Origin of the sequence: Streptomyces paromomycinus, from assembly GCF_003865155.1 — a bacterium.
GTDB lineage: Bacteria > Actinomycetota > Actinomycetes > Streptomycetales > Streptomycetaceae > Streptomyces > Streptomyces chrestomyceticus.
Genome location: NZ_BHZD01000001.1, coordinates 891,366 through 910,499, shown reverse-complemented (window position 1 = coordinate 910,499; position 19,134 = coordinate 891,366). Strand labels below are relative to the sequence as shown.

The window sequence follows — 19,134 nt, the reverse complement described above, 5'->3', positions numbered from 1 at the left end:
TCCTGGATCAGGAGTGCACCCATGTACGAGGCCCTCGGGCGCCCCGCCGTGGTCTCCCGCGTGTCCGACCTCATCGGCGCCACCCCGCTGTTCGAGCTCGGCCGCACCGGGGCCGGCAGCAGGCTGCTGCTCAAGCTGGAGATGTTCAATCCCACCGGCAGCGCCAAGATCCGGATGGCCCGGCAGATGATCCTGGACGCCGAGGAACGCGGCGACCTGCGGCCGGGCGGGCACATCGTGGAGTCCACGTCCGGCAACACCGGGCTGGGGCTGGCGGTCCTCGCGGCCGAACGGGGCTATACGTTCACCGCGGTGGTGGACCGTCATGCGGCTGCCGACAAACTCCGTGCCATGAAAGCCCTGGGCGCCGAACTCGTCCACGTGGCCGCCGACGGGAGCGAGGAGCTGGCCACCGCCGCGCGCGAGGAACTGGCCGCGCGGATGGCCCGCGGCCGGGCCGACACCTTCTTCACCGAACAGCACAACAACCCCAGCAACGGCGTCGGTTACTTCCCCGTCGCCCACGAACTCCACCAGGCACTCGACGGAGAGATCGATGTCCTGATCGGCGCGGTGGGCACCGGCGGCGGGCTCTGCGGCACCGCCCGCGCACTGCGCGCCCTCGTCCCCGGCTGTACGACGGTCGGCGTCGAGCCCAAGGGCTCCATCGCCTTCGGCGGCCCGGCCCACGACTACTACCAGTCCGGCACCGGCACACCCGAAGGCGCCGAGATCGGCGCGCTGGTCGACTTCGACCTGATCGGCGAGGGCGTGAAGGTCGGTGACGTGGAAGCCTTCGCCACCGCCCGCGCCGTCGCCCGCGCCACCGGGCTCCTCATCGGCGGCTCGGCGGGCGGCGTCGTCCACGAGGCACTGGCCAGACTCCCTGCCCTCGCACCGGGGTCCACTATGGTCGCGCTGGTCAACGACGGCGGTGAGAAGTACCTGGACACCGTCTTCGACGACGACTGGATGCACGCCCGCGACCTCGTCGACCGCGGCCTGGAACGGGAGATCGACGAGACGCTTACCAAGCTCCGCAGGAGGTGAGCCCCGCCATGCAGCCCGCCGTGCTCCTCCGCGACAGCCGCGCGCTGGCCGCCCTCGCCGTCCCCCTCGTCCTCACCCAGCTCGCCCAGGTCGCCCTGACGACCACCGACACCGTCATGATGGGGATGCTCGGCACGGCCGACCTGGCGGCGGGCGGACTCGCCATCGTCATCTTCAACCAACTGCGCACCATGGGCGTCGGACTCGTCACCTCCATCGGCAACCGCACGGCCGCCGCGTCCGCACGGGCGGAGGGAACGGGCTCCGACGCGCACGAGGGCAGCGAGGAGATCCGTACGACCGTCCGCGCCGGACTGGCCGTGGCGACCCTCGCCGGGCTGGCGGGCGCCGTCCTCATGCTGCTCATCGGCCAGACGCTGACCTGGCTCGGCCAGGACGCGGACGTCGTCGGCCGGGCGCGGACGATGCTGCTCGCCCTCGCGCCGGGGCTGCTGCCGTGCCTGTGGTTCCAGGCCGTCCGCCAGTTCACCGTGGGAATGCGGCGGCCACAGGCGCTGCTGCGCATCACCGTCGTCTCCGTCGCCGTCAACGCCGCGCTCGACTGGGGGCTGATCCACGGCACCTGGGGGCTGCCCGAACTGGGCCTGCCCGGCGTGGGGGTGGCCACCACGCTCGTGTACTTCCTCTCCTTCCTGGCGCTGTACGCCGCCGCGCGGCGCGATCCGGTGCTCGGCCCCCACCTCAGCCTGAACATCGCCAGGGCCGACCGCGCTGCCGTCGTCCGCATCGTCCGGCTCGGGGTGCCCATCGCCGCGACCTACGGGTCCGAGGCCGGGTTCTTCTCCGTCACGGCCCTGATGGCCGGCTCCTTCGGCAGCGCCGCACTGGCCGCGCACACCGCCGTCAACCAGCTCGTCTACATCGTCTTCCAGGTCGCCGTCGGCCTCTCGCACGCCGCGTCCGTCAACGTCAGCCGCGAACTCGCCCTCGGCCGCGCCGACACCGCGCTGCGCATCAAGAACACCGCACTGGCCTGCGCGGGCGCCGTCATGGCCGTCGTCGCGGTCGTCTACGTCACACTGCCCGGACTCGTCCTCGCCCCGTTCTTCGACACCCGCGGCGCCCGGGACGCCGAAGCCGTCTCCATCGCCACCCACCTGCTGCTGGTCGTCATGGTCCTGCAGTTCTTCGACTGCGCCCAGAACATCGGCGTCGGTCTCCTGCGCGGGCTGGACGACACCAGGAGCGGCTTCCGCATCACCCTCGTCGGCTACTGGGCCGTGGGCCTGCCCGCCGCCTGGCTCCTGGGCTTCGCCGCCGGACTGCACACCCTCGGCATCTGGCTCGGCCTGCTCACCGGCCTCGCCACCACCGCCGTCCTGCTCCTGCGCCGCTACGGCACGAGCCTGCGCGCCGAGGCAGGCGCACCGCAGGCCGCACGAGCCGCGTGAACACCCCCTTACGGCCACACCACCTTCAGGAAGTCGTACGAGCCGTCCGGCTCCAGCTCCACCAGCGCCAGCGGCTTGCCCACCGGATCGCCGCGGTCGTCGAAGCGGATCGGCCCGCTCACGCCGTACACCGGCTTGCTGCCGCTGATCTGGAGCAGCATCTGGCGGGTGCTGCCGGTGGTGACCGGGTTGTTGCCCTGCCGCCCGGCGCCGTCGCGGATCGCCACCCCCAGGGTGAGCACGGTGTCGTGGCCCATCATCGCCTGTCCGTCCGCCAGTTCGGTGTCCAGCCGGCGGATGTCCTGCCGGTAGGCGTCGCGGAACTGCGGCAGTGGGTTGACGGAGCCGGGATACGGGCCCGTCCACTGGTCGGGGTGGGCCAGCACGGTGTTGTGCACGGTGACCCGGCTCAGCTCCCACACCTTCCGGAACGCCTGGCGCGACTCGTAGCTCTCCGGCACGTCGAAGACGCCCACCACGTCGTCCGCGGTGACCACGGTGGTCGGGCAGCGCCGCCCGGCGGCGGCCATCGCCTCGATGAAGACGCGCAGCGCCCGCCCCCGGCCCGCGAAGTACACGGCGTCCGGCCGGTCGGCGCACACCCGGTCGGCCAACGAGGAGAAGGCGTTGGCGGTGGCCGGGTCGGCCGAGCTGTAGGCCAGGCCCAGGTCGGTGACCTTCAGCCCGTGGCGTGCGGCGGCCGCGCTGAAACTCCGGTACAGGGAGGTGCTGTAGGTGTCCTGCTCGCTGCGGTCCCTGATGGTCGTCACGCGGTACGGGCGCTGCTGCCCGGGGCGGTTCTGGAGGGTCCGCAGGTAGCGGACCGCGGCCGACGCCTGGTCGGAGTTGGTCGCCGCCACCCGCCAGAAGCCGGTCTGCCCCGGCCGGTTCATGGCGTCGGCGGTCACGGTCGAGCCCATCATGGGAATCCTGGCCTCCCGCAGGGCGTCCACCGCCTGCTGGGTGGTGCGGCGGCTCTGCCCGAGGCCCGCCACGGCGACCAGGTGCTGGTCCCCGTCCTTCATCTCCTTGAGCTGGTCCACCAGCGGCTCCCACTGCGCCGACCCGGCGCCGCTGTTCGCCAGCAGCAGCTTGATCTGCGGCGAGTCGCCGCGCCCGCCGCGCCGTTGGTCGTTCAGCTCGCGCTGGGCCAGGTAGGCCCCCTCCAGCTCCCGGCGTATGCTGTCGCGCCCCCGGTCCCCGGTGCCCGTGGTCATCGGCTGGAGGTAGGCCACCGAGACCCAGGGTTTGCCGGACGCCGCCACCCGCCGGTTCTCGGCGAGGATCTGCCGGGAGATGTCCCGCAGCGAGGCGTCGAACACGTACGAGCCGTCGGTGACGCCCACGCACTCGTTCCGCGGCCCCTGCTCCCGCACCCCGTCCGCACATTGCTCGAACACCTGGTCGTACACCCAGTACCCGCCCACGCCCAGGGCGCCCGCGACGGCCACGGCGACGGCGGCCCGCAGCCACTTGCGGGGCCGCGGCCGCGGAGGCCTGAGCTGGTCCTCGTCACTCATCCGACGGTCACCAGGGTTTCCTCTCGTAGGCGGCCGCCCGCTGCCACAGCACGTCGTGGTCCGTCTCGTCGCCCAGCCGGCCGCTCAGGGTCTGCAGTGCATCGGCAATCTTCGGGTACAGCTCGGCCACCGGGTCGCCCAGCGGGTCGGACCACAGCGACGCACAGGGGTCGGACGCCGGGTGGGTGGTGATCCACCCGGCGACCAGCAGGCGGGTGACCATCAGCTGGTCGGGCGGGCTCTGCGCCCGGGCGAGCCGGTGCTGGAACTCCGCGCCCGGTGTGCGTTCCAGCGTGTCCGCCTCCCAGCGGCGCGGCGCGCGCTGGATGAAGGACAGTTCCGCGCACCACGCCTGCGCCGAACCTCCGCCTCCGCACACGTCGAGGAAGCGCTCGTGCAGATAGGCCGCGGCGCCCTGGACGTCACCGGCCGCCAGCCGGTGGTAGGCCCCGGCGCGCCCCGACTCGGCCGCGTCCCGCAGGATCTCGTGCGTACGGACCCACGGCACCCGGGCGTCGGCGGGCGCCGTGGCCAGCGACAGGCGGCCCAGCAGCAGGGTGCGGACCATGGCCGGGAGCGCGCTGTGCGGCTGTCCGTCGAAGGTGATGCGTTCGGCGTGCCGGTCGTCGTGGGCCAGCCCGCGCAGGAGCCGCGGCGGGGCGTCGGCCTGCCGCCACAGGTCGGCGGCGCTCGCGGCCTGCCCGAGGGTGACGGCGGCGGCCGCGTGGGGCAGCGCGCCCTCGGCCAGCTCCCGCGGCAGGTCCTGGAGCAGCAGTTCCAGCAGCTCGTCCGCGACGGAGTGCGGCCCTTCGGGCGCCAGTACCCGGCGCAGCCGGTGCCCGCAGGGCACGTCCGGTGCGAAGTCCTCCAGCGCGGCCAGCACCGCGCTGGTCGCGGCCGGATGACCACGCGTCAGCTCGTGGACCGTACGGCCCAGCCAGGCCACCGGATGCGTGATGCCCGCCAGCGCCGCCTGCGGCATCCGCTTCACGTACGGACCGGCCTGCTCCTGCACCTCGGCCCGGTCCAGCGGCCGCAACTGCGCCACCTCCAGCCGGGCGCCGCCGCCGGGCCGGGCGACGGTCCGCGGCACGAACGACTCCGGCCCGTCCTCCTGCTCCGGCGGCTGCCAGCACGACAGGTAGCTGCCGAGCGGCCGGGGTCCTTGCTCCAGTTGCCGCAGCACCTCCGGCGCGCGGCGCGCGCTCGCCACGATCACCAGCGGGTCCTGATGCTCCGGCCCCGCGGCGGCCCGCGCCTCGACCAGCGCCTGGAGGAACGCGTCGCCCAGCTCGCTGTCGGCGTTGTCCAGCAGCACCAGGCAGCGCAGCGTGCGGGTGCGGTCGCCGCTGTGCCGGGTGTACGCGCCCTGGAGATCGGCGAGGAAGGCCTGGAGCAGCACCGACTCGGCGCGCTCCCGCTGGGCCGCCGTGCCGTGCCGGAAGTGCTGGTTCAGCTCGACGAGGGCGTCCGCCGGGACCTGGGGCCGGGAGCCGCCGCGCGGTACCCGGCCGGCCCGCCGGTGCACGCCCCACCACACCCGGGCCCGCTGCCACCCCTGTATCAGCGGCACGACCGCCGCCGACCAGCCGGGCAGCCCCATCGGCACACCGACCGACGTCACCAGGTCCCGTAACACCGCCAGCGAATGGTCCTCCGCGCGGCCCGTCCGCAGCGCCTCGCGCATCTGGCCGAGCGCGGCGTCCCGGCTCTCCGGGTCGGCCTCGGCGGACAGCGCCATCAGCAGGACGGCGAAGGACGGCAGGGCCAGCGGCGGGAAGTCCGGCCGGCGGGCGTTGAGCTGGAAGGCGATACGGGCCAGCACGTCGACGGGGTGGTGCACCCCGTCGTCGAGCGCCGAGAGGTCCAGCGCGGCCGTCGGCGCCCGGCGGCCCCAGGCCTCCAGCCGCCCCGCCAGCGTGGTCTTGCCGCTGCCGCGGGGCCCGAGCAGCAGCAGGGCCGGGTGCCGGGTGTGTTCACCGCGCGCCCGGACGAGCCGCCGACCGACGAACTCCCGGATCATCAGATCACGTCGGGACTGCACCCCGCCCCCTCGTGGCCACCGTCGTGAGTGACCAGGATGCAGCAATCGGGGCGCTGCGCAAGGTGGTTCGCGAGCAGCGGTGACCACTGAGCCGTATGAGGCCGCTGAGACATGACGGGACGAGCCGTCCCGCGCCGCACGGGAGAGGAACGTGCGACGCGGGCAACTCAGTAGCGGCTCCCGGGAACACCGGCGTCCCGCGGGCCGTACGGGGCGGAGTCCAGCCAGCGCCCGGCGCGGCGGGACCGGGGCGCCGCCGCGGCCGCCAGCCGCTGTGCGGCGCGTTGCCAGGGAGCGGGCGCGGTGAGGTGACTCAGGGCGCGCCCGGCCGCCCGGCGGTTGAGCAGGGCGGCCCGGTGGCGGGCGGCCGCGAAGCCGGGCACGTCACCGGTGGCGATCGCGCCGGCGGCCGCTGCCGCGTCGGCGATGCCCGAGTTCAGGCCCCGCGCCCCGAAGGGCGCGAAGAGGTGTCCCGCCTCCCCGGCGAGCAGCACCCGGCCGTACATGTCGGTGAGATCGTCGGCGACCGCCTGCTGGAAGCGGTAGTGCGAGGACCAGGTGACCGCGCAGGCGTGCCCGTCCGGCAGCAGGCCGGGCAGCCAGCCCGCCGCGGCCTCGGACAGCGCCTCCGGATCGTCGTCCGGACGGCACTGGACGTCCACGCGCAGCCCGCCGCGGAACGGCACGGTCAGCACATTGCGCCCGGCCATCCGCGGATCGCGGTAGTGGAACGCCCGCTCGTGCGGCATCGGACGAGCGGGGTCGTCGGCCACGTCGACCACCAGGAACGCGTGCGGGGACCGGGGGCCGCGCAGCCGTACGCCGACGGCCCGGCGCACGGCCGATCTGGCCCCGTCGCAGCCGACCGCGTACGGAACACGGTGCTCGGACTCCGGCGTGCGCACCACCACGCCGTCGGGGGAGGAGGCGAGCCGGGTGACCGGGCTCTCCCAGTGGATGTCCGCACCGGCGCGGCGGCAGGCCGCGCGCAGCAGTTCCTCCATGACCGGCTGCGGAAGGCTGGAGAACGGCGCGCGGTCCGCCGGGGGCGGGGTGTACGTACGGCGATGGACCTCGCGGCCCTCGAACGTCGTGCATCTCGCGCCCCATACGAGCCCGTTGCCGACCAGCGCGGCGCCGAGCGCCGGATCGGCGGCGGCGAGCGTGGCCAGCGACTGCCGGTGCAGGAAGATCGCCCGGCTGCCGGGCCGCGGCGCGTCCTCCGCCGCCGCCTCCAGGACGGTGACGGCCGCACCGCGCGCCCGCAGCAGCAGGGCCGTGGCCAGCCCGACCGGGCCCGCGCCCACGACGAGGACGTGCGGTGTCACAGTGGTGTTCATGACGGCCTCCTAACGGGGCAGCCGGCCGCGGGCGACCTTGCCGCCCGCGGTGGTGGGGAGTTCGGGCAGGAACGTCGTACGGCGGGGGATCTTGTACGGGGCCAGCCGGGCCCGGCAGTGGGCGAGGATCGCGGCCTCGTCGGCGGCTCCGCCCCCGGCGGTCGCGATCCAGGCCTGCGGGGCCTCGCCGCGTACCGCGTCCGGCATGGCGGTGACGGCGACCGCGGCCACCGACGGATGGGTGGAGATCACCCGTTCCACCTCGGCCGGGTAGACCGTGTAACCGCCGCACAGGATCACGTCCTTGAGACGGTCCAGTACGGTCACGCCGCTGTCGTCCGTCACCCGTCCGACGTCCCCGGTGCGCAGTTCGCCGCCGGGCGTCAGGATCTGCGCCGTGGCCTCGGGGGCGCCGAGGTAGCCAGGAGTGACGAACGGCCCGCGTACCAGCAGCTCGCCGCCCTCGCCGGTACGGACCCCGGCGCCCGGCACGGGCGGGCCCGCGGTACCCGGGTGGCCGGGGTCGTCGGCGGGGGTGAGCGAGGCCAGGCCGGCCAGTTCGGTCATGCCCCAGCCCTCGGCGAAGACGGCACCGGACCGCTCCTGCCAGGCGCGGGCGAGCGGTTCGCCGGCGGGCTGGCCGGCGGAGAGCGAACAGCGCAGCGACTCCAGCGGCAGCTCCGGGTGGGCCAGCAGCCGCCGGTACATTGTCGGCACTCCGGCCAGTACGGTCGGCCGGTGCCGGCGCAGCGCCTCGGCCACCGCCTCCTCGGTGAAGCGGGTGAGGAGGACGAGGGCGGCCCCGGCGGACAGCGCGGCGTTCAGGACGTTGGTGCCGTACGTGTGGGCGAGCGGCAGCGGACTGAGCACCGTGTCGCCGGGCCCCAGCGCGAGCCGCCGGGCGATGTTCTCCCCGCCCAGCCGCACCGCGTGCCGGGTCTGGAGCGCTCCTTTGGGGCGTCCGGTGGTGCCGGAGGTGTAGGCGATGGTCGCGATGTCGGTGAGGTCGGCGACAGGGGAGCGGGGCGGGGCCCCGGAATCCGGCGGCGGTGGGCCGGGCCCTTCGGCGGTCAGGACGAGCGTGGCGCCGCTGTCGGCGGCCGCGTGCCGGATCTCGTCCGGCGCCGAGGCGGCGTTCAGCGGAACGCCCACGGCGCCCAGTTCGGCCAGCGCGAGGTGGTCCGTGATCCACCGGCGGCCGTTGGGGCGGCAGAGCACCGCCCGGCCGCCGGGGCGCAGCCCCAGCGCGGCCAGTTCGGCGGCCCGGTCGGTGACCGCGGCGCGCAGCGTGCGGCGGGGGAGAGGGCCCTGTTCGTCGATGAGGGCGATGTCGGTGTGGCGTCGGCTGGACATGAGAGGCTCGCTTTCCTTGCAGAAGGGGTGGGGGGACGGGCCGGGCCGGTCAGGGCACCGGCTGCCAGGCGGCAGCGGCGGCGTGCACCGTCCGCAGCACCTCGGCAGGCGTACGGCCGTTCTCGTCGAGCAGCAGACCGCCGGGCCGGCTGCCCACCGAGTAGTGGGTGTCGAAGAACGTGTCGACCTCGGCCGCCGCCGTGGCCCCGCCGGGCCGGGGCGCGCAGACCCACGTCACCGGGGTGCCGGTGGAGGCCACGGCCTCGATCAGTGCGGGCAGTTCGGCCACGATCCGGTCCGGCGCGAGCCGTACCGCCAGCAGCAGCCGCCCGGGCACCCGGCCCGGATTGAGCGCCGCACACCGCGCGGCGACCGCACGGGGATGGCAGCCCGGCCGGGGGCGCAGGCCGGCCACGGCGCCGGGCGGCGGCACCCGGTCACCGTCGGCCGTCCACCGGACCTGCCCGGCGATGGCCGGCGGGCAGGCGTCCAGGAACGACATCAGCTGCGGGAAGTCGTCCAGCCAGGGGTGGGAGCGGGCCGTCGCGCGGTACTCCTCGGCGACCCGGCGCGCCTCGCGCGGCAGCACGGCCGGAGGCGGGTGCCCGCCGGTGACGACGGTGACGGGCACACCGGCCACATAGTGGGCCAGCCCCGAGGCCGCCGTGGTCAGCGCCCCGGTCGCATGGCGCCCGAGGTGCAGCAGGAACGCCTCGCCGCCCGCCGTCGGGGCCAGCGCCGGATGCGGGTCCGGTACGGGTGCTCCGGCGCGCCCGACCTCCTCGGTGAGCGGCCGGGGGCGGCCCGCCAGCCGTTGCCGCGCGGGCGGCGACGGGACCACGACCGGGTGCGGCCGGACCGGCGCCGGGCCGCTGCCCGGCGCCGGGGCCCCGGGCCCGGCGTACTCCGTCCCGGCGGGCACCAGCCGCGGGTTGAACAGTTCGCGGATGAACAGCCAGGGCCGGTCACCGTCGAGGACCACGTACGCCTTGAACACGGCGGGCCGGACCCGGCCGTCCTGTTCCCACCCGGCCACGCCGACCTCCACCAGCCGCCGGGCGCGCATCGCGCCGGCGGCCCGCAGGCCGTAACCGATCGGCGTACGGCCGCTGGTCAGGCACGCGGCCAGGGCCGGGTCGTCGGGAACCAGTCCGACGACGGTGTTGAGCGAGACGGGCGTCAGCGCGGCGTCGGCCAGCGCGGAGCGGCGTACCAGGACCTGTTCGTCCCGGCCGAGGCTCAGGCAGCGGCGGGCCAGCGCGTCCTGCGCGGCGGCGGGCGCGGTGCCCTGGTGCAGGACGCGCAGCCGCAGGGGGGTGGCGAGCGCGGACTCCAGCAGGGTGGTGGTCAGTCCGTCGCTGGCGAGCAGCATCCGGGTCAGCGGGCTGCTGAAGCGGGCGACGTCACCGAGGTCGAAGGGCCGCGGGGCCGGCCGGCCGGAGGACCGGCCGCCGGCGCAGCCGTCCGGCGGGCGGCGGTCGGTACTGGGGTAGCGGAGCGGGGTGTACACGGTCAGGTCCTCTCCAGGAAGGGGGTGGTGCCGAGGACGGCGGAACCGGGGTCCGCCGTCCGGCGGTGGCGGGGACGGGAGGCGCGGCGGGCGCGTGCCGCGCCGGCCAGTTCCCGCAGCAGCTGGGCGGTGCCGCTCCAGCCGATGCACGCGTCGGTGACGCTTTGTCCGAAGACCAGCTGACGGCCGGCTCCGGCGTCCTGGCGGCCGGGTACGAGGAAGCTCTCCAGGAGCAGGCCGCGCACGGTGGTGTCACCGTCGGCGATCCGCATCGCGAGGTCGTCGGCGACCACCCGCTGCCGCTCGTGCTGCTTGCCGCTGTTGCCGTGGCTGGCGTCCACCACGACGCGGACCGGCAGTCCGGCGCCGGCCAGCAGTTCCGCGGCCCGGTGGACGTGCGCCGCACCGTAGTTGGGGCCGTCCGTGCCGCCGCGCAGGACGACGTGGCAGTCCGGATTGCCGCTGGTGCGCAGCACCGACACCGGACCGGCGCCGGACGCGCCGAGGAAGGTGTGCGGTGCGGCCGCGGCCCGTACGGCGTCGACCGCCACCTGCACCGAGCCGTCCGTGCCGTTCTTGACGCCGACCGGCATCGGCAGGCCGCTGGCCATGTCCCGGTGCACCTGGCTCGATGCCGTACGGGCCCCGACGGAGCCCCAGGCGACGACGTCGGACAGATACGCCGGGGTGGCCGGGTTGACCCATTCGCAGCCCACCGGCAGTCCGGACTCGGCGATGTCGAGCATCAGGGACCGGGCCTCGGCCAGGCCGCGGCCGAGGTCGGCGCCGCCGTCCAGGCCGGGGTCGCCGACCAGGCCGGGCCAGCCGAGGCAGGTGCGCGGCTTCTCGACGTAGACCCGCATCACGACGAGCAGGTCGTCCGCCAGCGCGGCCGCCGCGTCCCGCAGCCGGGACGCGTAGTCGAGGGCGGCCGCCCGGTCGTGCACGGAGCACGGTCCGACGATGACGAGCAGCCGGTCGTCCCGGCCGTCCAGGACCCGCACGGCGTCGTGCCGGGCCGTCCTGACGGTGTGCGCCGCGTGGTAGGTGAGCGGCAGCCGTTCACACAGCTGCGCGGGGCTCTCCACCGGCAGGACGCGGGTCTGGCCGCCGGTGGGGCGGACCCGGCGTCCGTCGGGGTGCCGGATGTGCGGGGTGCCGGGGGTGCCGGGGGTGCCGGTCGAGGTGGTCATGGTGGTGCGCTCCTTCGGTACGGCGCGGGCGGGGTCCTGTGGGGTGGAAAGCGGGTACGTCATGACGTGTGACCTCCGTGGCCCCCCGAGCCCCCGTGTCCTCCTGAGCCCCCGTGGCCGCCGCCTCCGTGCATGCCGGGGTGCATGTCCATCACCGGACCGGGCATCACCGTGAACGGCCGCATCATCGACTCGTCCTCGTGTTCGAGGATGTGGCAGTGGTACATGTAGCGCCCCGAGCCGCCGTCGAACTGGCCCAGTACGGAGACCAGCTGGCCGGACCCGGCGGGCGCCGGCCGGGTGTCGCCGACCCGCACGGTGTCCTTCCAGCCGAGGTCGGCGCCCGTGACGGGCAGGTCCCCGGTGAAGGTGACGGGGGTGACGGTGCCGTGACCGCGTACCGTGCCGTCGCCGTCGACCAGCCGCTGGAAGCCGCGGCCGTCGTAGTTCTGCCGCCGGGTCTCCTGGAAGCGGATCAGATGGATGTGGAAGGGGTGCACGGGACCACCCAGGTTCAGCACGTTCCACTGCTCCCAGCCGCCTTCGCGCGCCATGATCGTGGTGGTGTCGTTGAACAGCTCGGCGACCCGGCGCAGCGTCAGCAGCGGCTGTCCCGGCCGCTGCACCTGGACGATGCCGTCACTGGGGATCTCCACCGACGAGGCGTCCTCGACGGTCTCCATCTCCCACATCATCGGCATCCCGGTCACGGCGGGCGGGGTCAGCACGATCCACCGGTGCTCGTGGTCGGGGGCCGTGGCGTGGCTCAGCCGTACGTAGGACGGGCTGACGCGGCCCGGCAGGGTGAACGGGTCGTCCGCCGTCTCGTCCGCGACCCGGAACTGCAGCACCTCGGGCGAGGGCCCCGGGCCGGGCGGGTTGGTGGCGGTGTCGGTCCAGTGGACGCGCATCCCCCGCAGGACGGAGAAGTCGGCCAGTACGTCGGCGCGTTCGCCGGGTGCCAGGGTCAGGCCCTGTTCCGGCAGCGGCTCCGGCTCGGGCAGCAGCCCGCTGTCCGTACCGATCTGGTGGAAGGCGCGGGCGACCAGTTCCGGATCGACCGGCGTGCCGTCCTCGTGGCACAGGCGCAGGGTGAAGAACCGCGCGTTGGAGCCGTTGACCATCCGGAAGCGGTACCAGCGCGCGGCCACGTCCAGGTGCGGCTGCACGACGCCGTTGACGACGTTGTAGGGGCCGTAGAACGGCCGCGGCACGTCCTGGGCGTCCCGCAGGACCTTGTGCATCAGCACACCGGTCGGGCGGCCCTTCCAGTCGGTGTCAACATTGCGGTCGCACAGGACGAGGGGGATCTCGCGGGCGCCGTCCGGCAGGCCGAGCGCCGTCTCCTCGTCGTCCCGTATCCAGTACATGCCGGCCAGGCCCGTCATCACGTTCAGCGCGGTGATGTTCATGGCGTGGTCGTGGTACCAGAGGGTGCAGGACGCCTGGTCGTTGACGTACTCGGAGAGCTGGGTCTCGCCCGGCGGTACGGCGTTGTCGGTCCAGCCGTCGTTGACGCCGCTGGTCCGCGCGCCGTGCAGATGCACCACGGTCCAGGGCGGCAGCGCGGCGACCTTGCGGTCGAAGGTGTCGGCCGCCGGGTCGTAACCGGGGCGCGCGATGTTCGCCGGCACCCGTGTCTCGACCTTGATCAGGGGGTACGGGCCGCTGAGCCCGTTGGCCCAGGACACCCGCAGCCGGGTACCGCGCCGCACCTCGACGGTCGGCCCGGGGACCTGCCCCTCGTAGGCCCACATCAGTGACGGGGGAAGTTGCGAATGCAACTGGATGCGGACAGGTCGGGTCGTGACGGTCAGCTCGGCGCGGCCGGTCTCCGGGTCCGCCTCCGGCCGCAGGACCGGCGGAATCCGCAACGGGTCCAGGAACGGTTCCAGCGGCGGAACCTCGGGGACGGCCGGGGCCTGCGGTACCTCCAGGGCCTCCGGGACCGGAGCGGTCTCCGGGGCCACCGGGGCCTCCGGGGCCGTCAGGGTGGCGGCGGCCGGGGGAGCCGGTTCGGTCAGGACGGCCGGCTCGGCGGCGGGGGCCGCCGGGGTGGGGGTTTCGATCAGCTCGGGCATTTCGGTGCCTCGTTTCCGAACGGTGGAAAGGTTGACTCCCTCACCGTGCGCCCCGGGGCCCCCTCCCCACATCGGGGAAAACACGTGCCCGACTACTGAACCGGTACGGAGCCGGAAAGCCCCGCTACTGAGCCCCGGCGCCCCGCCCCGTCGCCCCGCCCCGGTCCCTGACCCCCAGCCCCCGCCCCGGCCCGCCCCCAGCCCCCGGCCCGCCCCCAGCCCCCGGCCCCCTCAGACCCCGCCCCCCCTCAGCCCCCTCGGCTCCGCCCCCTCAGCCCTCCGGTCCCCGAACCCCCGCCAGCTTCCCCGCCACCGCCGCCCGCGACGACACCCCGAGCTTCGCGAAGACATGGGCCACGTGCGTCTCGACCGTCCGGGGGCTCAGGAACAGCCGCTCCGCGATCCGCTGGTTGCTGAAGCCCTGCCGGACCAGCTCGGCCACCTCCGCCTCCCGCCGCGAGAGCCGCCCGTCGGCCTGCGCCGCCGCCCGGCCGGCCCGTACGCCCAGCCGCCGCTGCTCCCGTACGGTCCTGGCGTGCAGGCCGAGCGCTCCGCACGCGCCGAACACCTCCGCCGCCCGCGCCAGCTCCGTACGCGCCGCGGACTTCTCCCCGCAGCCGGCGTGCGCGGTACCGGCCCGCAGCCAGGCCCGCGCCGCGGACAGCCGCTCGCCCGTCCCCTCGAACAGCTCCGCCGCCCGCACCGCCCCACGGGCCGCCGCGGCCGGGTCGCCCTCCTGCTCCGCGTGGGCCCGCGCCAGCACCGCGTGCCCCGATCCCGCGCCGCCGCCCGGCACCGCCGCGGCCCGGTCCGCCCAGCTCGCCGCCGCGCCGGGCCGGCCGCGCTCGGCCTCCGCGTCGGCCATCGCCTCGCAGCACACCAGCAGGCAGCTGCGCTCCAGCAGCGGCGTGACGAACTCGTCGCACGCGGCCAGCACCTGTGCCGCGCCCGCGTCCACCTCCTGCAGTCCCACCAGCGCCAGCCCGCGGCCGACGACGCCGAGCCGCGCCCACCACTCCCGGCGGCCGTCCGCGTGCCGGATCGCCTCGTCGGCGAGGGCCAGTGCGGCGGTGGCGTCGCCCGTCCAGCGGACCATCAGAGACTTGACGGCCAGTGCCAGGGCCACGCACTCGTCGGAACCGAGCAGCCGTGCGGCGTCCACCGCGTCCTCGGCCCGGTCGACGGCCTCCGCGAGGCGTCCCGTCCGGCCGTACGTGAACGCCTGCGCGGTCAGGATCCACGGTGAGAGGTAGCTCTGCCCGGTGGCGTTGGCGACGGCCAGACTCCGTTCGACCGTACGGGCGGCCTGCGGCAGCCGGCCCATCATCGCGTCGACCCAGCACAGGAAGGCCAGCGACTCCAGCCAGGGGGCCAGCTCGGCGTCGGTGGCCTCCTCCGTCAGCCGCTCGGCCTTGGCGGCGAGGGCGTGCGCGGCGTCCAGGTCGCCCGCGCCGTAGGCGCAGCCGAGCCGGAGCGTCACCAGCGGCATCCAGTCGTCGGGCGGGTCACCGGCCGTCCCGGCGCCGCCGCCGGGCCGGGACAGTACGGCGGTCAGCCGGTCCAGCTGCTCGGCGGCGCCCGTGAAGTCGGCGCGGATGAGGCTGTCGCCGATCAGCTGGAGGTGCAGGGGGACGGCGTCCACCGCGTGCTCCGGCGGCACCCGGCCCAGCTCGGAACGGAGCAGGGCGCGGCCCTCCGCCTGCCGGTTGAGCAGCCGTTCCAGGATGGCGCAGAACCGGGCGGCGCGGGCCCGCTGCGCCCAGGCGTCCGGCGGCAGCAGCCGCAGTACCTCCAGCGCGGTGTCGCGGCCTTGCACGAGCCGCCCGCCGACGCCTTGGAGCCGGGCCAGTTCGACGAGCAGGGAGAGCCGGTCGGGCGCGGGTCCGGCCGCCGTGCCGCCGGGTTTCTCGGGGAGCAGGTCCAGGGCGGTCCGCAGCCACTGGGCGGCGGTCGCGGGGGACTGGTACGCGGTCGCACGGGCCGCCTCGACGAGCACGCCGACGGACAGCAGGTCCCCGAAGCGCGCCGAGCGGGCGATGTGGCGGGCGCGGGTGACGGTGGGCGCGTCGCGCTCGTCCAGGGCGGCGGCGACGCGCGCGTGCGCGGCGACCCGCCAGCCCGCGCCGGAGGAGGCGTAGGCGAGGTGCCGGACGACGGGGTGGCGGAAGCGGAACCGCCCGGGGGCGGGCGCACAGCGGACCACGTCCCGCACGGCCAGCTCGTCGAGGGCAGCCAAGGCCTCCGCCTCGGTCGTCGGCGCGGCGACGGCCACCATGCCCGGCTCGAACTCGTCGCCGAGCGTGGCGGCGGCCTGGGCGGCCAGCCGCGCGTCGTCGGGGAGCGCGGCCAGTTCGGCGGCCAGCGCCTCGCGTACCGCGCTCGGCAGCAGGCCGTCGTCGTCCGGGGCGGCACCGCCCGCGGGGGCGGCGGGGGCCGGTGCGGAGCGGGCCAGCGCTTCCAGGTACAGCGGATTGCCGCCGCTGGCCTCGTACAGTGCGCGGCGGCGCTGTGCCCCCACGGAAGGGCCGAGGAATTCACCGGCCTCCCGCAAGGTGAGCGGCGCGACCTCGATCCGGGTGCGCAGGCCCGGTGCGGCGTCGGCGAGAGCGGCGGTGAGCCGGGGCCCCGCCTGGCGGGTGCGGTAGGTGACGGCCAGCAGGAGAGGGCCGCGCGGCGGGTGCCGGGCGAGGTGGGAGAGGAGTTCCACCGAGCCCTCGTCGGCCCAGTGCACGTCGTCCAGCAGGACCGCGAGGCCGCCGGGGGCCGCGAGGGCCTCCAGCAGGAGACGTACGGCGCGGTGCACGCGGTAGCGGTTGAGGCCGGTGCTCGGAGCCGCGGCGGGGTCCGGTCCCGGCCGGTCCGCCGACAGAGCGGGGAAGACGTCGGCGAGCAGCCGCGCGCTCTCCGGGTCCAGGGCCGCGCGTACCTGCTCGGCCCGGGATTCCACCTCGTCGTCCAGGGCGTCCACGGCCAGCGACAGGGGGACGTCGTTCTCGTACTCGGTGCCGCGGCCGCGCAGCACGGTCAGCCCGTGCCGGAGCGCGGCGCCGGCGGTCTCGCCGAGGAGCCTGGTCTTGCCCGCCCCCGGGTCCCCGGTCAGCTCGACCAGCCGGAACTCGCCCGCGGCGGCCCGCTCCGCCTCCGTGCCGAGGAGCCGTACGACCTCCGTGCGGCCGACGAGTGCGCGGTTGCCGTGGAGCGGTACGGAACTGTCGGGCATCGGGCGGGCCGGTTTCGTTCGGGTGGGTGGACAGGTGCACGGCGGAGGTCGCCCCAATGGAATATTTTGGTCTATGGGGACTATCCGGGCAATTCGTAACGGGATGCCGGGACCGGACGACGGGGGCCGAGGAGGGCCAGTGCCGTATGCAGCGCCGCCGTATCCCCCTGTTCACCAGTGAAGGCGTCCGGGACGCCGAGGTCACCGTCCACCCGTTCGCCGCGGGCGACGGGCTGGGCCTGACCCTGACCCGCTACCGCCGCCCGTCCGCCGCCGGTACCGCACCGGCCGACGCGGTCCTGCTCGTGCACGGCCTGACCACGTCGAGCGACATGTTCGTCATGCCCGAGCACGAGGACCTCACCAGCTACCTGCTCGACCACGGCTACCCGGACGTCTGGGCCCTCGACCACCGGATGAGCAACCGCTTCCCGTACGACCTGGCCGCGCACCGCTTCACCCTCGACGACGTCGCCCTGCACGACTTCCCCACCGCGTTCGCCGAGATCCGGGCACACATCGGCCCGGCGGCCCGGCTGCACGTGATCGCGCACTGCCTGGGCGGCGTCACCTTCGCCATGAGCCTGGCCGCCGGCCTCGTCACCGGCGTGACCAGCGCGGTCGTCAACAGCTCCGCGCTCGTCCTGCGGCCGCCCCGGTGGTCCCGCTGCAAGCTCCGCGTCGTCCCCGGCCTGACCGAGTACGTGCTCGGCCTGCCCTACCTCAACCCCGCCTGGCCGCAGGACGCCCGGTTCACCCGCGGCCGGATGATCGCCCGCCTGGTGTCGCTCTGCCACCCCGAATGCCGGGAACCCGCCTGCCACATGGTGAGCGCGATGTGGGGCTCCGGGCGGCCCGCGCTGTACGACCACGCCCTGATGTCACCGGTCACCCACGAGCGCGTCGCGGACCTGTTCGGCGCCACGGGGGTGCACTACTACCGGCACATCCGGGCGATCGTCCGGGCCGGCCGGGCCGTCAAGTACCGGCCCGGCGACCCGGCGTACCGCGACCTGCCCGACGACTACCTGGAGGCGGCGGCCGGCCTGACCACCCCGCTCCTGCTGACCACCGGCGAACACAACCACGTCATGGCCGACTCCAACCCCGCCTGCCAGCGCGAACTCGCCACCCGCGCCCCCGGCCTGTCCCGGCTCCACGTCTTCCCGGGCTACGGCCACCAGGACGTGTTCATGGGCAAGGACAGCGCCCGCGACATCTTCCCCCACCTGACCGCCTTTTTGGACGAGCACGCGGGGTGAGGGCCGGTACAACGTCCTGAGGGCTCCGACGGCCGCCCCAGGCAGGGTCAGAAGTAGGTTCCCAGCGCCAAGGTGTAGTGGTAGCGCCGGGTGTACTCCTCCAGGCTGCGGTAGTCCGTGCCGTTGAGGTGCATGACGGCAAGGCTCGTGCCCGGTACGGGATTGAGGGCGGAGTGGAGCCACTGCGAGATGCCGCTCCAGCGGTTCTCCAGGTTCACTTGGCCAAGGGACAGCCGTGTGTTCTCCCCCGACACGCCACGGCGGATGTTGCTGCCGACCGTTACGGCGATGTCCTGGAACCGGGCTGCTTCGGAGACAGCCTGAATCAGGATGATCAGGCTGGCCTGGAAGCCGGCCCGCGCGGTACCGGTCATGTTGTGGCTGTATCCGCTCACCGCGCGGACGGCGTTCCCGATCGTGTAGCCGTTCATTCCCACAGTGGCGCGCATGTTGCTGCCCAGCGCGTCGTAGTTCGAGTCGAAGCCGAAGTCGGCGACGGTGTCCGGAGTGCCGTTGCGCTGCAGGATGGCCTGCATTTCGGCGCGCTGGTCACGGAAGCCGACCAGACCGGTCGCGGAACCGCTCAGCGAGCTGGGTGTCCACACACCCATCAGGTAGAGGTTGTCGGAGCGCACATAGAGGGCGGCGACGCCCCGGTTGCCGTCCATGAGGCGGATCTCGACGGCGCGCGCCCCGTCCGCTCGCAGGCGCTCAGTGGCGCCGACGCCGTTCCCGACGTTGTGGCCGGCGGCGTTCCGCAAGGCGCCGATCATGGCCCAGTAGCTGGACTGGGCACCCTCCATGTCTCCCTGCAGAAGACTGTGGACGTTCCAGATGATCTGCTCACGCGCACGCGTGGTGTCAGCATGGGCGGAGGGGGCGGTCAGACCGGCCAAGGTCAGAACGGCGAACGAAGCTGCCAGCAAGCGCGCGAGCGCGGCGCGCAGAGTTGACGTCATGGTTGAGCCCTTCGAGGAGGGGTGCGTTGCGCGAGCGGCCGTGCCTCCAGCGGAGGCACGGCCCGTGATCCAGGCAAGAGTCCGACTCGGCAGACGGCCTGTCGGGGCCGTGCCGAGCAGACACCACGATGGAGACGAGCGAGGACCGAAAAAGGGGGATCGCTGGATGAAGGACCGATCCCCCCTGCGG

12 protein-coding genes are annotated in these 19,134 nt (G+C 74.6%); 3 read left to right on the top strand and 9 right to left on the bottom strand.

All coding sequences use genetic code 11. The features are described from left to right. Positions 1-21 precede the first annotated feature (21 nt). Both OEIGOIKO_RS03450 and OEIGOIKO_RS03445 read left to right on the top strand, forming a co-directional pair. Positions 22-1,050, top strand: coding sequence for a cysteine synthase family protein (locus OEIGOIKO_RS03450; RefSeq protein ID WP_125051721.1), 1,029 nt, complete (start codon positions 22-24; stop codon positions 1,048-1,050). A gap of 8 nt (positions 1,051-1,058) precedes the next feature. Continuing rightward, entirely contained in the window at positions 1,059-2,462 is a 1,404-nt protein-coding gene (locus tag OEIGOIKO_RS03445) for an MATE family efflux transporter (RefSeq protein ID WP_125051719.1), read from the top strand. Positions 2,463-2,470: 8 nt separating this feature from the next. Here the strand turns inward: OEIGOIKO_RS03445 and OEIGOIKO_RS03440 are convergent, their stop codons facing one another. The 8 genes from OEIGOIKO_RS03440 to OEIGOIKO_RS03405 form a co-directional block, all read right to left on the bottom strand. After that, on the bottom strand, positions 2,471-3,982 hold the full coding sequence (locus OEIGOIKO_RS03440) for an ABC transporter substrate-binding protein (RefSeq protein WP_125051717.1): 1,512 nt from the start codon (positions 3,980-3,982) through the stop codon (positions 2,471-2,473). Positions 3,983-3,989: 7 nt separating this feature from the next. Continuing rightward, positions 3,990-6,026 carry a P-loop NTPase family protein gene (locus tag OEIGOIKO_RS03435; RefSeq protein WP_125051715.1) on the bottom strand — a complete coding sequence of 679 codons (2,037 nt, stop codon included), beginning with the start codon at positions 6,024-6,026 and terminating at the stop codon, positions 3,990-3,992. Positions 6,027-6,193: 167 nt separating this feature from the next. Next, a complete protein-coding gene (locus tag OEIGOIKO_RS03430; protein WP_125051713.1) occupies positions 6,194-7,366 on the bottom strand; it encodes an FAD-dependent monooxygenase in 1,173 nt (390 codons plus the stop codon). A gap of 9 nt (positions 7,367-7,375) precedes the next feature. After that, positions 7,376-8,719: a class I adenylate-forming enzyme family protein gene (locus OEIGOIKO_RS03425; protein ID WP_125051711.1), complete on the bottom strand. Its 1,344-nt coding sequence runs from the start codon at positions 8,717-8,719 to the stop codon at positions 7,376-7,378. A 49-nt stretch (positions 8,720-8,768) separates the two neighbouring features. Further along, complete coding sequence (locus OEIGOIKO_RS03420) at positions 8,769-10,229, bottom strand: 3-deoxy-7-phosphoheptulonate synthase (protein WP_125051709.1); 1,461 nt, start codon at positions 10,227-10,229, stop codon at positions 8,769-8,771. Positions 10,230-10,231: 2 nt separating this feature from the next. Continuing rightward, positions 10,232-11,485: a 3-deoxy-7-phosphoheptulonate synthase gene (locus OEIGOIKO_RS03415; RefSeq protein ID WP_218039975.1), complete on the bottom strand. Its 1,254-nt coding sequence runs from the start codon at positions 11,483-11,485 to the stop codon at positions 10,232-10,234. After that, positions 11,482-13,503 carry a multicopper oxidase family protein gene (locus tag OEIGOIKO_RS03410; RefSeq protein ID WP_125051707.1) on the bottom strand — a complete coding sequence of 674 codons (2,022 nt, stop codon included), beginning with the start codon at positions 13,501-13,503 and terminating at the stop codon, positions 11,482-11,484. Before OEIGOIKO_RS03410 ends, OEIGOIKO_RS03415 begins: the two co-directional genes overlap by 4 nt. A 271-nt stretch (positions 13,504-13,774) precedes the next feature. Then, entirely contained in the window at positions 13,775-16,723 is a 2,949-nt protein-coding gene (locus OEIGOIKO_RS03405) for a helix-turn-helix transcriptional regulator (RefSeq protein WP_125051705.1), read from the bottom strand. A gap of 146 nt (positions 16,724-16,869) precedes the next feature. Here OEIGOIKO_RS03405 and OEIGOIKO_RS03400 point away from each other — a divergent pair, with 146 nt between their 5' ends. After that, a complete protein-coding gene (locus tag OEIGOIKO_RS03400) occupies positions 16,870-17,985 on the top strand; it encodes an alpha/beta hydrolase (protein WP_125051703.1) in 1,116 nt (371 codons plus the stop codon). 47 nt (positions 17,986-18,032) lie between these two features. Here OEIGOIKO_RS03400 and OEIGOIKO_RS41385 read toward each other — a convergent pair whose 3' ends face one another. Beyond that, a complete protein-coding gene (locus OEIGOIKO_RS41385; RefSeq protein WP_170251539.1) occupies positions 18,033-18,944 on the bottom strand; it encodes a ribosome-inactivating family protein in 912 nt (303 codons plus the stop codon). Positions 18,945-19,134: the final 190 nt, after the last annotated feature.

Bases quoted from the DNA above. Each gene is read 5' to 3' on its own strand.
- OEIGOIKO_RS03450 (WP_125051721.1), top strand. From the start codon at position 22: ATGTACGAGGCCCTCGGGCGCCCCGCCGTGGTCTCCCGCGTGTCCGAC.
- OEIGOIKO_RS03445 (WP_125051719.1), top strand. From the start codon at position 1,059: ATGCAGCCCGCCGTGCTCCTCCGCGACAGCCGCGCGCTGGCCGCCCTC.
- OEIGOIKO_RS03440 (WP_125051717.1), bottom strand. From the start codon at position 3,982: ATGAGTGACGAGGACCAGCTCAGGCCTCCGCGGCCGCGGCCCCGCAAG.
- OEIGOIKO_RS03430 (WP_125051713.1), bottom strand. From the start codon at position 7,366: ATGAACACCACTGTGACACCGCACGTCCTCGTCGTGGGCGCGGGCCCG.
- OEIGOIKO_RS03425 (WP_125051711.1), bottom strand. From the start codon at position 8,719: ATGTCCAGCCGACGCCACACCGACATCGCCCTCATCGACGAACAGGGC.
- OEIGOIKO_RS03415 (WP_218039975.1), bottom strand. From the start codon at position 11,485: ATGACGTACCCGCTTTCCACCCCACAGGACCCCGCCCGCGCCGTACCG.
- OEIGOIKO_RS03410 (WP_125051707.1), bottom strand. From the start codon at position 13,503: ATGCCCGAGCTGATCGAAACCCCCACCCCGGCGGCCCCCGCCGCCGAG.
- OEIGOIKO_RS03405 (WP_125051705.1), bottom strand. From the start codon at position 16,723: ATGCCCGACAGTTCCGTACCGCTCCACGGCAACCGCGCACTCGTCGGC.
- OEIGOIKO_RS03400 (WP_125051703.1), top strand. From the start codon at position 16,870: ATGCAGCGCCGCCGTATCCCCCTGTTCACCAGTGAAGGCGTCCGGGAC.
- OEIGOIKO_RS41385 (WP_170251539.1), bottom strand. From the start codon at position 18,944: ATGACGTCAACTCTGCGCGCCGCGCTCGCGCGCTTGCTGGCAGCTTCG.